The 13348-nt window shown below is 38.3% G+C and carries 8 protein-coding genes; 7 read left to right on the top strand and 1 reads right to left on the bottom strand.

Annotated features, from left to right (window positions below; translation table 11 throughout):
- Window positions 1–22: 22 nt before the first annotated feature.
- Window positions 23–2971 carry a SusC/RagA family TonB-linked outer membrane protein gene (locus LGQ90_RS05535; RefSeq protein WP_229339011.1) on the bottom strand — a complete coding sequence of 983 codons (2949 nt, stop codon included), beginning with the start codon at window positions 2969–2971 and terminating at the stop codon, window positions 23–25.
- A gap of 224 nt (window positions 2972–3195) precedes the next feature.
- Between LGQ90_RS05535 and LGQ90_RS05530 the strand changes: the two genes are divergently transcribed.
- The 7 genes from LGQ90_RS05530 (at window position 3196) to pfkA (ending at window position 13335) form a co-directional block, all read left to right on the top strand.
- On the top strand, window positions 3196–4224 hold the full coding sequence (locus tag LGQ90_RS05530) for a LacI family DNA-binding transcriptional regulator (RefSeq protein ID WP_229339009.1): 1029 nt from the start codon (window positions 3196–3198) through the stop codon (window positions 4222–4224).
- A gap of 127 nt (window positions 4225–4351) precedes the next feature.
- On the top strand, window positions 4352–5872 hold the full coding sequence (locus LGQ90_RS05525) for an MFS transporter (protein ID WP_229339007.1): 1521 nt from the start codon (window positions 4352–4354) through the stop codon (window positions 5870–5872).
- Entirely contained in the window at window positions 5859–6524 is a 666-nt protein-coding gene (pgmB, locus tag LGQ90_RS05520) for a beta-phosphoglucomutase (protein WP_229339005.1), read from the top strand. The genes LGQ90_RS05525 and pgmB overlap by 14 nt, the downstream gene beginning before the upstream one ends.
- Window positions 6524–8830 carry a glycoside hydrolase family 65 protein gene (locus LGQ90_RS05515; RefSeq protein ID WP_229339003.1) on the top strand — a complete coding sequence of 769 codons (2307 nt, stop codon included), beginning with the start codon at window positions 6524–6526 and terminating at the stop codon, window positions 8828–8830. The genes pgmB and LGQ90_RS05515 overlap by 1 nt, the downstream gene beginning before the upstream one ends.
- A 57-nt stretch (window positions 8831–8887) precedes the next feature.
- Window positions 8888–10747, top strand: coding sequence for a glycoside hydrolase family 13 protein (locus LGQ90_RS05510; RefSeq protein WP_229339001.1), 1860 nt, complete (start codon window positions 8888–8890; stop codon window positions 10745–10747).
- A gap of 30 nt (window positions 10748–10777) precedes the next feature.
- Window positions 10778–12223: an alpha-amylase family glycosyl hydrolase gene (locus LGQ90_RS05505; protein ID WP_229338999.1), complete on the top strand. Its 1446-nt coding sequence runs from the start codon at window positions 10778–10780 to the stop codon at window positions 12221–12223.
- A 125-nt stretch (window positions 12224–12348) separates the two neighbouring features.
- The gene (gene pfkA / locus LGQ90_RS05500; protein ID WP_229338996.1) at window positions 12349–13335 is read left to right on the top strand and encodes a 6-phosphofructokinase; all 987 of its coding nucleotides are present in this window, start codon (window positions 12349–12351) and stop codon (window positions 13333–13335) included.
- Window positions 13336–13348 lie beyond the last annotated feature (13 nt).

Below are 13348 nucleotides of genomic sequence, written 5' to 3'. Positions count from 1 at the left end.
CTTATAATTTTTCTATTATTCATTAAAATATAAAGTTCAGTCCCAGAACAAATCTTCTGGATCTAGGATAAAAATTGTTATCTATCCCTCCAAATACTTCAGGATCCAGTCCGTCATAATTGGTAATTACCAGCACGTTGGTAGCAGTAGCAGAGATCCTGAAATCCAGTTCTTCACCAGGTATGGTATACCCAATACTTATATTATCCAGTTTTACGAAATCTGCAGCTTCCAGGTAGTAATCTGAGAAAAACTGACTGTTTTCAAATCCAGATTCCAATACATTCGCATTGAAATTTGAGTAATAATCTGAAGGAGTATTGGTTCCTGCTTCTACGAATCCATTCGCAGATTGAGTGTTATTGTAGTTATAGTTTCCAAAACTTCCTCTAAACGTAAAGCTTAGATCAAGATTCTTATAGTTCATGGTATTTGTAAGTCCCATATAATAATCTGGGGTAGCCTTTTTATAAGGTTGCTTATCTGCTTCAGTGATCTGGTTGTCACCGTTCACATCTACGTAAGCACCTTCAATAGGCTGTCCCTGCTCATTATATACCTGTCTGAAAACAAAGAAGGTTGTTGGGTCATAGCCTTCTTTCCAAAGTTGAATGTTGTTTCCAACACCCCCGCTAATTCCTCCCTGGGGGATAAAAAAGTTAGGATCGTCTCCTAAGGATAACTTTGTGATCTCCAATTCCTGGAAAGAAATATTGTAATTAAGGGTCCAGTTAAAATCTTCAGATCTTGCAAGGTCTCCGCTAAGTCCAACTTCCACACCTTTACTCACGGTTGTTCCAACATTGGTGAGCAACTGGTCTGAGAGGTTTGCCCCTGCCGGAACCGGTACGGTGGCAATAAGGTCTTCGGTTTCCCTGTAATATACATCCACAGATCCGCTTAATCTGTTACTGAAGAAACCAAAATCTATACCCGCATTATAATTAATTAGGCTTTCCCATTTAAGATCTTCATCATATTCTTCAGGTCTTAAAGTTGGTATAAAAGTGTTGCCAAACTGGTATCTGGCTCCTCCCTGGCTGGGAGTATATAGACCTAAATAACTATAATTTCCTCGAGTTGGATCTGAGCCTCCAATTTCATAGTTACCGGTTTCCCCGTAACCACCTCTTAATTTCAATTCAGAAATCAGGTTGGAACCTTGTAGAAATGATTCATTATGTATTTTCCAACCTATAGACGCTGCAGGGAAATATCCCCATCTGTTTTGTGGAGCAACTCTGGAAGAACCATCGGCTCTAATACTTCCAGAAATAAGGTATTTATCATTAATATCGAAACTTGCTCTGGCGAAGTATGATTCCAGGGCATTTCTGTTAATGTCTACTGGGAAATCTACTCTTTGATCCTGCTCTGTACCAAATACATCAGAAAAAGAATAGAACTCCTGGTAAGAGTGACCTGCGGTGACATCCACTTCAGTAGTATTAAGAAAATCTACATCTGTCTTATAATTTAGATAGGCATCTAATAATAAGTTACGGTTGATATTCTCATAATTACTGTACTGATCTATATTAGTGGTGTTGGAAGCAGCAATTAAAGGAAGAAATGTGTTTCCTCTGGCTTCAGCATAATCAAAACCAGCGTTTACTACGGCTTTTAATCCCGTAAGAAAAGGAATTTTATATTCCGCATTCAAATTGGTAATAGATCTTCTGGTCTGATTTTCGTCAGTGTTTTGCTCCAATAAAGCAACCGGGTTTCTTGTAGCCAGGTTTTGTTGAACGATTTCATCTCCAGATTGTCTGGAAAATTCAAAATATCCACCAAAAGGAAGGCTATCATCATAAATTGGTTGAGTAGGATCAAACGCAACGGCAGATCCTATAGCTCCCTGATTGGCAAAATTATTTTTATCCAGACTGTTCTTAGAGGTAAGTGTAAGTTTCAGACTGTTATCAAATAGATCCTGATTAAGAGCAATGTTAAAAGCATTCCTTTCATAATAATCACCTGAAAGAACTCCTGTTTCTGCTGTCTGGTTAAAGTTAAGTCTGTAATAGAAATTTCCCACACCCTGAGTAGCAGTAAGGTTATGAATTGCACCTACTGAAGTTTCATAAATCTGCTCCTGCCAGTCTGTATCAGCATTTCCTAATAGAGAAGGATCTGTTCCAGGAGTATTATTGATCAAAGTCCTGAACTCCTCGGCATTTAAAACATCCACTTTATCTGTGACATTTCCTATAGAGGTTTTGAGGTCATAAGTAAATTGAAAAGGGGAGTCTTTCTTACCTTTTTTGGTGGTAATAAGGATCACCCCATTAGAAGCTCTGGAACCATAGATAGAAGTTGCTGCTGCATCCTTTAAGATGGTAAAGTCTTCAATTTCATTTGGATTAATAGAGTTTAAGGCATTTCGTGATCCTGCAACACCTCTTTGATCTAATGGTACTCCATCTACCACGATAAGAGGATCATTAGATGCAGAAAGAGAGGAGCCACCACGAATACGAATCGTACCTCCCTGTCCCGGAGCACCTCCGCCCGGAGTTATCTGCACTCCGGCAGATTTACCGGCGATTAACTGCTCGGGGGAAACTACCGCTCCCTGATTAAATGATTCAGAAGATATTTTCTCTACTGCACCGGTAGCATCCTGTTCAGAGGTGGCTCCGTATCCAATTAGAACAACTTCATCTAGTGAAGCAGCATCTTCATCGAGTTTAATATTTATTGTTGACTGTCCTTCGTATGGAATTTCCTGAGTAGTAAAGCCTAAAAAGGAAAATACGAGAATGTCATCATTTGAAACATTTTGAATAGTATAATTACCATCAAAATCTGTTGTAGTACCGTTTGAGGTTCCTTGAACAATTACGTTAACACCTGGAACAGGCAGTCCTGTGGAACTTTCGGTCACATTACCGCTGACGGTGTTTTGGGCAAAAAAGCTCATTGGTAGCATAAACAGCAAAATCAATGTGCTTTTAATTAAAGTTCTCATAAATTTTCTATTGGTTTTTAATAAAAATTAAACCTTATATTTTCACTTCCTGAGGTTAAATGTATGTAAATTCTGAGGCAATAATCGGGGAATGGCCGTTATTGCTGCGACGAAAACGTTTTCGTGTTGAAAACTTTTTTTTCTTAAGGACTTCATAATTTAAATATGCTAGATTTGTTGAAATGAAAATTTAACCCTACTCTAATAGAGAATATTGAATCTAAATGAAGCCGAAACTCACCCTAAAGAATATTGCGAAAGAATTAGATGTATCCATTTCTACGGTTTCCAAAGCTCTGCGCGATAGTCCCGAAATTGGTGAAGAAACCCGGGAAAAAATTAAAGCTTTTGCCAAACATTATAATTACAAACCCAATAATATAGCTCTTAGTCTTAAGAACCGAAAAACCAAGACTATAGGGATCATCATTCCGGAAATTGTGCATCATTTTTTTACTACCGTTATAAGCGGAGTAGAAAAAGTCGCCAATGAAATGGGGTATAACGTATTTGTGTGCCTTTCAGATAATTCTTTTGACAAGGAAGTCCTGAATATGGAGATGCTTGCCAATGGTAGTACAGATGGTTTTATCCTTTCTCTCGCCAAAGAGACCATGCAAAAAGCAGATTATCATCACCTTGTGGAAGCAATTAACCAGGGGATGCCATTAGTCTTATTTGATAGAGTAGTGGACGAGATTGCCTGCGATAAGGTAATTATAGATGATGTAAATGGAGGGAAAAAGGCGGTTCAATATTTAGTGGATTGCGGATGCAAAAATATTGCCTTAATATCTACAGTAGATTATGTGAGTGTAGGTAAATTACGCACCCATGGCTATAAACAGGCTCTGGTTGAAAATAATATTGAAATAAATGAAGATCTTATCTTAAAGATCGAGCAGATAGAAAACAGTGAAGTCGAAATTGAAGAATTTCTGAAAAACAAAAAAGTGGATGGGGTCTTTGCAGTAAATGAACATTTTGCCATTTCTGCGATCAAAACAATTCAGGAGCAAGGTAAAAAAGTGCCTGATGATGTTTCGGTAATCGGTTTTACAGATGGAGAACTTTCCAAAAGATTTATTCCAAGTTTAACCACCGTAAGTCAGCATGGGACTAGAATGGGAGAAGAATCTGCCCGCCTATTAATTGAGAAACTGGAACGTACACCGACTGAGAATGATTACTACAAAACCATCATTGTGGAAACTGAACTTGTGACCCGAAATTCAACAAAATCAAAGAAATAAAGCGTTCGCTTTAAAAAATATTTATATTTGCCCTAGTTGAAATTTATCAGAACTTATATTTTTACTTCCTACCTGTATTAAGTTTTGATAAGTCTTAGTGCTTGTCGTGATAATTAAAATTTACGATATGCGGAAACGTACCTTAAGCTTTTGGGAGATTTGGAACATGAGTTTCGGATTTCTGGGAATTCAGTTTGGTTTTGCCTTACAAAATGCCAACACTTCAAGAATTTTTGAAACTCTTGGAGCAAATGTGGAGGATATTCCTATTCTTTGGATTGCCGCACCGGTTACCGGACTCGTTGTTCAGCCAATTATAGGTTATTTTAGTGACCGCACCTGGACACGATTAGGCAGAAGAAGACCTTATTTCCTTATAGGAGCGATCCTTTCTTCCATAGCACTTTTTATAATGCCAAATTCACCAACGCTGTGGGTTGCCGCCGGAACTTTATGGATGATGGATGCATCTATCAATATTTCCATGGAACCGTTCCGGGCCTTTGTTGGGGACAACCTGCCAGATAGGCAAAGAACCCTTGGGTTTGCCATGCAGAGTTTTTTCATTGGAATAGGTGCAGTGGTAGGTTCGCTGCTTCCTTATATGTTCACGAATTGGTTTGGAATAAGCAACACAGCTCCTGAAGGTATTATTCCAGATTCGGTGAAATGGTCCTTCTATGTGGGGGGAGTAGTATTCTTTCTTGCAGTTATGTGGACCGTTATTAAATCTAAGGAATATACTCCGGAACAACTTGAAGCTTTTGAAAAGGAAAAACTTAAAGATAAGCCTGCGCGCGTTGAAGTTGTAGATAAAACAAAGAATATTCGCAATCAGTTTATTGCCGGAGCAATAATGGCCTCGATTGGAGCGGTCGTTTCATTCCTTATTTTTCAGAACGGGCTTACTAAAGAGTTATATATACTGTTTGTAGGTCTTATCATTGCCGGGGTTTTATTTATGCTCGTTTCTACTTTACGGAAAAAACAGGTGCGTAACGGGTTTACAATAATTATCACCGATATGCTGAATATGCCACCTGCAATGAAACAATTAGCCTGGGTGCAATTCTTTTCCTGGTTCGCATTATTTTCTATGTGGATCTATACAACTCCGGCAGTAACAGGACATGTTTTTGGAACCAATGATACCACTTCAGAATTATATAATGATGCCGCAGACTGGGTTACAGTTATGTTTACCGTATATAATGGAGTTGCAGCGGCCGTGGCATTTTTATTACCCGTATTGGCCCGAAGAACCAGTAATAAGATAACTCACCTTCTTGCTCTTTGCATGGGAGGATTAGGATTGATTTCAGTTTATTTTCTGGGAGATAAAGTGGGACTGTTGTTAGCAATGGTTGGAGTAGGGGTGGCCTGGGCCAGTATACTATCTATTCCTTATGCAATGCTTTCAGGTGCGTTGCCTTCCTCTAAAATGGGATATTATATGGGAGTTTTTAACTTCTTTATTGTTATCCCGCAAATTGTAGCGGCAACAATTCTTGGTTTCCTTGTAAAGGAATTATTCAATGGAGAACCTATCTATGCTTTGATGGTAGGAGGTTGTTCCATGATCTTATCAGGACTTTTAACTTTAAGAGTTCAAACAAATAAAAGAATAAATATAGATGAGCAATCATAAAGCATTCATATTCGATCTGGATGGCGTGATAGTAGATACGGCCAAATTTCATTTTTTGGCCTGGAGAAAACTGGCGAATGATCTTGGATTCGATTTTACCGAAGAACAGAATGAGCAATTAAAAGGAGTAAGCCGGGTAGAATCCTTAAAAAAGATCCTGAAATGGGGTGATATGAAACTTTCTGAAAAGGAATTCAACCGGCAAATGGCTCTTAAAAATGAAAATTACCTATCTTATGTAGATGAAATGGACAATGCTGAAATTCTTCCGGGGGTGCCAAAAGTTTTGGATTATCTTAAGGAGAATGATATTCCATTTGCGCTTGGGTCGGCTAGTAAGAATGCCCGAACCATTCTAAAAAAAATTGATCTGGACGATAAATTCGATGCAATCGTTGATGGTACAGATGTTAGTAAGGCAAAGCCAGATCCGGAAGTGTTTTTGATCGCGGCTGAAAAATTGAATACAAAACCAGAGAATTGCGTGGTATTTGAAGATTCGGTTGCCGGAGTTCAGGCTGCAAATATTGGTAAAATGATAAGTGTGGGAATCGGTGATAAAAAAGTACTGCAGGAAGCAGATTATGTTTTCACAGATTTCACAGAGATTGAAATAGAATTTATTGAAAAATTATTGAGAAACGAGAAGTAATGAATCAAGATTATATAAAACCTGATGAGTGGTCTATCATAGAAGAAGAGTTTGACCCGGGAAGAGTAAAATCTTCAGAAAGTTTGTTAAGTATCGGCAACGGCGCCATGGGCCAGCGTGCTAATTTTGAAGAACAATATTCAGGACCTAGTTTTCAGGGAAGCTATATTGGAGGAGTATATTATCCAGATAAAACAAAAGTTGGCTGGTGGAAGAACGGTTATCCTGAATATTTCGCCAAAGTATTGAATGCTCCAAACTGGATTGGGATTAATGTTTTTGTGAATGATGAAGCTCTGGATCTTAATACCTGCGAAAAAGTAAAGAATTTCCGCAGGGAATTAAATATGAAAGAAGGTTTTCTGGCCAGATCTTTTGAAGCTACCCTGCCTAATGGGGTTGAGGTTGAAGTAAAAGCAGTTCGTTTCCTTTCTATAGTTAATGATGAGCTGGGAGCGATAAAGTTTGAAGTTAGACCCGTAAATATGGATGCGACTGTTCGTTTTGATCCCTATTTAGACGGAAGTATCACCAATACCGATGCGAACTGGGAAGAACGTTTCTGGGAGACCCTGGAGGTTAAAACTAAAGAAGACCGAGCTTTTATAGTTTCTAAAACGCTGAAAACCGAATTTCATGTTGGCACCTATATGCAGTCTGAAATTTTTCTGAATGGAAAAAAGGAAACACAATCTCAGGAAGGAATAACCGGAGAAGACAGGGTTTCTTTCTCCTATTCAATAGATACTAAAAAAGCTGAAACAGCTGCAATTATAAAATATGCCGGTTATGTAACCGATATGAACCATAATAGAGCAGATCTAATTTCTGCATCTTCTTCGGTATTGAATAAAGCAGTAGATAAAGGTTTTGATCAACTTAAAAAGGAACAAAAAGAAGCCTGGGCCGCGATCTGGGAAATGGCAGATATTACAATTTCCGGAGATGTAAAAGCACAGCAGGGAATTCGGTTCAATATTTTTCAGCTTAACCAGACCTATTTAGGAAAAGATGAAAGGTTGAATATTGGACCCAAAGGATTTACCGGGGAAAAATATGGCGGTAGTACATACTGGGATACTGAGGCTTATTGTATTCCTTTTTATATGGCTACTAAAGATCAAAAAGTAGCCAGAAAACTTCTTTCCTACCGTTATAATCACTTAGAGAAAGCCCAGCAAAATGCCAGTAAGCTTGGATTTTCAAATGGAGCTGCTTTATACCCTATGGTTACTATGAATGGTGAAGAAAGCCATAACGAATGGGAGATCACTTTTGAAGAGATTCACCGTAACGGAGCGATGGTTTTTGCAATTTATAACTATGTTCGTTTTACGGGCGATTTCAGTTATATTCCTGAAAAAGGGCTGGAAGTGATGATCGCTATTGCCAGGTTCTGGCATCAGCGGGCCAACTTCAGTAAGAAAAAGAATAAATACGTTATCCTGGGCGTGACCGGACCTAATGAATATGAAAATAATGTCCATAATAACTGGTACACTAATTATATCGCAAAATGGTGTATCGAGTACTGTCTGGAAATGATAGATAAGGTGAAAGATGGATATCAGGAAGACTACCTGCGGGTGATGGGACTCACTTCATTGAATGAAGGAGAATTATCTAAATGGAAGGAAGTAGCTGAAGAAATGTACTTTCCGTATTCAGAAGAACATGGGGTATACCTTCAGCAGGATGGTTTTCTCGATAAAGAAATTATTCCGGTTTCAGACCTGGATAAGAAACAACGACCTATTAATCAAAAATGGAGCTGGGACAGGATTTTAAGATCATGCTATATTAAGCAGGCCGATGTGCTACAGGGGTTCTATTTCTTTGAAGATCACTTTAGTAAAGAAAATCTGGAAAAACATTTTGATTTCTACGAGCCTTTAACGGTTCATGAATCCTCACTTTCTCCTTGTGTTCACAGTATTCAGGCGGCATTGCTGGGTAGGATGGAGCAAGCTTATGAGTTCTATGTAAGAACTTCAAGACTGGATCTTGATGATTATAATAAAGAGGTAGAAGAAGGTTGCCATATTACAAGTATGGCTGGGACCTGGATGAGTATTGTAGAAGGTTTTGGTGGAATGAGAGTGGAAAATAATCAATTATCATTCAAACCTCAGATCCCGGAACAATGGAAAGCTTACTCTTTTAAAGTGAATTTTAGGGATAGAATTTTAAAGGTGCAGGTATCTGTAGAAAAAACCGAGTTCTCCCTTGAAGGAAACGATTCACTCGATATCCTGGTGAATGGCAAATCCCTTGAAGTTTTACCCAATACACCTGTAAGTGTTTAAATAATTAGAGGCTTTCTGATTTTTTTCAGAAAGCCTTTTTTATGCAACTCCCCCCTTATGAAACCAATCTTTTACTTTTTAATATCACTGCTTAGTTTAAATGCATTTTCTCAAATAGAACGAGTGGAGCCACCTAACTGGTGGGTGGGATTTGAAGGATCCAGTCTTCAGTTAATGGTCTATGGTGAAAATATAGGAAAAGCAACACCTTCTCTGGATTATAGTGGAGTAACTATAAAGAAAGTGAACCAGGCTGATAGTCCTAATTACCTGTTCTTAGACTTAAATATTTCAAATGAAGCCAGACCCGGAACTTTTGATCTAACTTTTAAAATGCCTGATGGTTCTGCTGAAACTTATGAGTATGAATTAAAAGCGCGTACAAAACCTGCTGAAGATTATATAGGTTTTGATAATACAGATGCTATATATCTTATCACTCCAGACCGTTTTGCCAATGGCGATACTTCAAACGATACAGATAAAAGCCTTAATGAGAAAACTATAGACCGAAGTGATGACTATGCTCGTCATGGTGGCGATATTCGCGGAATTATAGATCATCTGGATTATATAGATAAAATGGGTTTTACGGCCTTATGGTCTTCTCCTTTATTGATCAATGACATGAAATCTGGTTCTTACCATGGGTATGCTATGACCGACTTCTATAGAGTTGATCCACGCTTTGGAACATTAGAAGAATATAAAGAACTAGCTGATAAAGCCGAAAAAAGAGGAATTAAACTGATCATGGATCAAATAGCTAACCACGCGGGTGTAGAACACTGGTGGATGGATGATCTTCCTTTTAGTGACTGGATAAATTATCAGGAACTATATGAAAATGGTGAAAAGATTATTTATTCAAATCACAAGAGAACTACCAATCAGGATCTATATGCTTCAGAATTCGATAAAAAACAAATGAACGATGGCTGGTTTGTAGACACGATGCCAGATCTTAATCAGCGTAATCCTTTTATGGCGAAATATCTTATTCAGAATAGTATTTGGTGGATCGAAACTCTTGGTTTGGGTGGAATTCGTCAGGATACTTATCCTTATCCCGATAAAGAATTTATGAGCAATTGGGCCGGCGCGATCATGAGCGAGTATCCAAATTTTAATATAGTAGGTGAAGAATGGAGTAATAATCCCTTACTTATAAGATACTGGCAGGATGGTGTTGATAATGGCTATGATTCCAACCTTAAAAGTACCATGGATTTTGCCATGCAGTCTAAAATTGTTGAAGGTTTAAATGAAGATTCCGGCTGGGAAAAAGGACTGCATAAATTATATGCGGGTCTTTCCAATGATTTCGCATACGCTTCTCCCGAAAATATTATGATCTTTCCGGATAATCATGATATGAGCAGAATTTATACGCAGCTCAGAGAGGATATTCCCAATACCAAAATGGCATTGAGTTATTTACTGGTGCTTCCCAGAATTCCGCAAATTTATTATGGTACGGAAATCCTGATGGATGATACCGAGAATCCTGGTGACCATGGATTGATAAGGACTGAATTTCCTGGCGGCTGGGAAGATAGCGAAGCGAATGCCTTTACCGGTGAAGGACTTACGGAAGAGCAAAAAGATATGCAGTCTTTTCTGAAAACGATACTTAACTATCGTAAAGATAGTGAGGCGATCCAAAACGGAAAGACCATTCATTTCGCTCCGGAAAATGAAGTTTACCTGATATCCCGAATTTCAGAAAAGGAAAAAGTAGTATTGATCTTAAATAAAAATGATGAGACAATAGAACTGGATCTGGAAAGATTTCAGGAATTAGGGCTTCAGGGTTCATCTAAGAAAAATTTGATATCAGGAGAAAAAATTCAGTGGGGTAACACACTCACGCTTTCAGAAAGAGGAGCTTATTTCTTTACAACTAAACTAAACTAGAAACTTAATTAATATTCAAAACAATTTTTAATGAAAAAACTTGCATTGCTTTTAATGATATCCACTTTTCTGATATCATGTAAAAATGACTCAAACAAAGAAGATTCTTCTGTTGAAGAAACTAAAAAAGACAGCCTTGCGCCGGTTAGTGATGATATGATGGAAACGGCCGTGATCTACGAAGCAAATATCCGCCAGTATTCACCAGAGGGAACTTTCGATGCTTTTACCAAAGATATTCCGCAATTAAAGGAGCTTGGAGTAAAGGTGATCTGGTTAATGCCGATGTATCCTATTTCTATGAAAAATAGAAAAGCCACCGGAGGTCAGGATGTTGAAGATATCGAAGATCCGGAAGAACGTAAAAAATATCTGGGGAGTTATTATTCCATTTCAGATTACTCCGCGGTGAATCCTGAACATGGGAATATGGAAGATTTTGATGAACTGGTACAAACAGCTCATGACAATGGAATGTATGTGATCCTGGATTGGGTGGCGAACCATACCGGTTGGGATCACGCATGGATCACGGAACATCCTGAGTATTACACTAAAGGAAAGGATGGGGAGATCACAGATCCTATCAATGACGCAACTGGAGAACCATGGGGTTGGACAGATGTGGCAGATCTTAATTTTGACAACCAAGAACTCCGTGAAAAGATGACTGAAGAAATGCTGTTCTGGGTAAAAGAGCACGATATTGATGGTTTTAGAGCAGATGCAGCCCATTCAGTTCCAACAGATTTCTGGGAATCGGCCGCAAAAAAGCTTAATGAAGTGAAGCCATTAATTATGCTGGCAGAAGCCCAAGATCCCAAAGATCTATTTCACAGTGCCTTTGAAATGGGTTATAACTGGGAAGGTCATCATTTAATGAATGAGATCGCGCAGGGTAAGAAAACTGCCAAGGACTGGGATGATTATATGAAAAAGATCGACACTACTTTTCAAAAAGATGATTTCCTGATGAATTTCGTAACCAATCACGATGAGAATTCATGGGCCGGAACAGTAAGGGAGAGAATGGGCGATGCTTCTGAAGCTATGCTGGCGATGAGCTATACGATCCCAGGAATGCCGTTGATCTATAGCGGTCAGGAATATGACATGGATAAAAGATTATTATTCTTCGAGAAAGATACCATTCCAAAAACCAAAGGAAAGGTATACCCGCTACTTGAAAAACTTGGAGAATTAAAGAATACGAATGTCGCATTGCACGGTGGAAAAAATAAGGCTTCATATACTGCTGTAAAGAATTCGGCAGAAGAAAAGGTACTCCTGTTCAAAAGAGAAAAAAATGGAGAGACTTTATTTTATGTTGCGAATATGACTGACAAACCCGTGACTTTTACTGCAGAAATGGAAGGAGAATTTATAGATTGTATGAACGATTCTGAACTATCAATTTCAAAGGGCCAGGAAATGAATTTTAAAGCCTGGGAGTATAAAATTTTGATAAATAAGTAATTAAACTCATAAATATTTGCAAAAAGCCACTTAATAGTGGCTTTTTTTATTAGTTATTAACCGAAAACGTTTTAGTTTTTTCCGAAATTAGGTTATCGCTATGAAAGGGATTAGTTTTGAGTTAAATGGTTGAAAATATTAGAAACATCGCAGTTCTAACCTCTGGAGGAGATGCTCCGGGAATGAATGCTGCCATAAGAGCAGTTGTTCGTGCCTGTTCATTCTATAAACTTGAATGCACAGGGGTTTTTAGGGGATATCAGGGACTTATAGAAGCCGACTTCGAAAACCTTGATGCCCGTTCGGTTAGAAACATAATTAACAAAGGTGGAACTTTTCTTAAATCCACCCGTTCCAAAGAATTTGAAACAAAAGAAGGAAGAAAGAAAGCTTTCGAAAACCTAAAGGCACATAATGTTGATGCATTAATAGTCATTGGAGGAGATGGAACCTTTACCGGAGCCCAGCTTTTTAGCAAAGAATTCGGCTTTCCAACAGTGGGAATCCCAGCTACGATAGATAATGATATTAATGGCACAGATTATACCCTGGGCTATGACACTGCCCTTAATACAGTGGTAGAAGCTATAGATAAGATTAGAGATACCGCAAGTTCACATAACAGGTTATTTCTTATTGAAGTAATGGGACGTGATGCAGGAGATATTGCTTTAAATAGTGGTATTGGTGCAGGGGCTGAAGAAATACTTATTCCCGAAGAGAATTTTGGAGTGGAAAGATTGCTGGAGTCCTTGAGAAAAAGTAAGAAATCAGGGAAAACTTCCAGCATCATAGTTGTTGCTGAAGGGGATAAGAGCGGGAAGAACATCTTTGAACTGGCATCGTATATTGAAGAGAATATGGACGAATATGAGATTAGAGTTTCAGTTCTGGGTCATATTCAGCGTGGTGGTTCACCAAGTTGTTTTGATCGTGTTCTGGCCAGTAAGCTTGGTGTAGGAGCCGTGGAAGCTCTTATGAAAGGTAAGTCTGAAATAATGATAGGTATACATCATCAAAAGGTAGTTCACGTAGATTTGATTACCGCTATTAAAGGTGATGCTAAAGTAGATAAAGAATTACGAAGGGTGGCAGACATCACTTCGGTATAATTAAAAACCAAAG

It is taken from the genome of Christiangramia sediminis, assembly GCF_020552705.1.
Classification (GTDB): domain Bacteria; phylum Bacteroidota; class Bacteroidia; order Flavobacteriales; family Flavobacteriaceae; genus Christiangramia; species Christiangramia sediminis.
The sequence above is the reverse complement of the archived record's forward strand: the minus strand, read 5'-3'. Positions and strand labels throughout refer to the sequence as shown.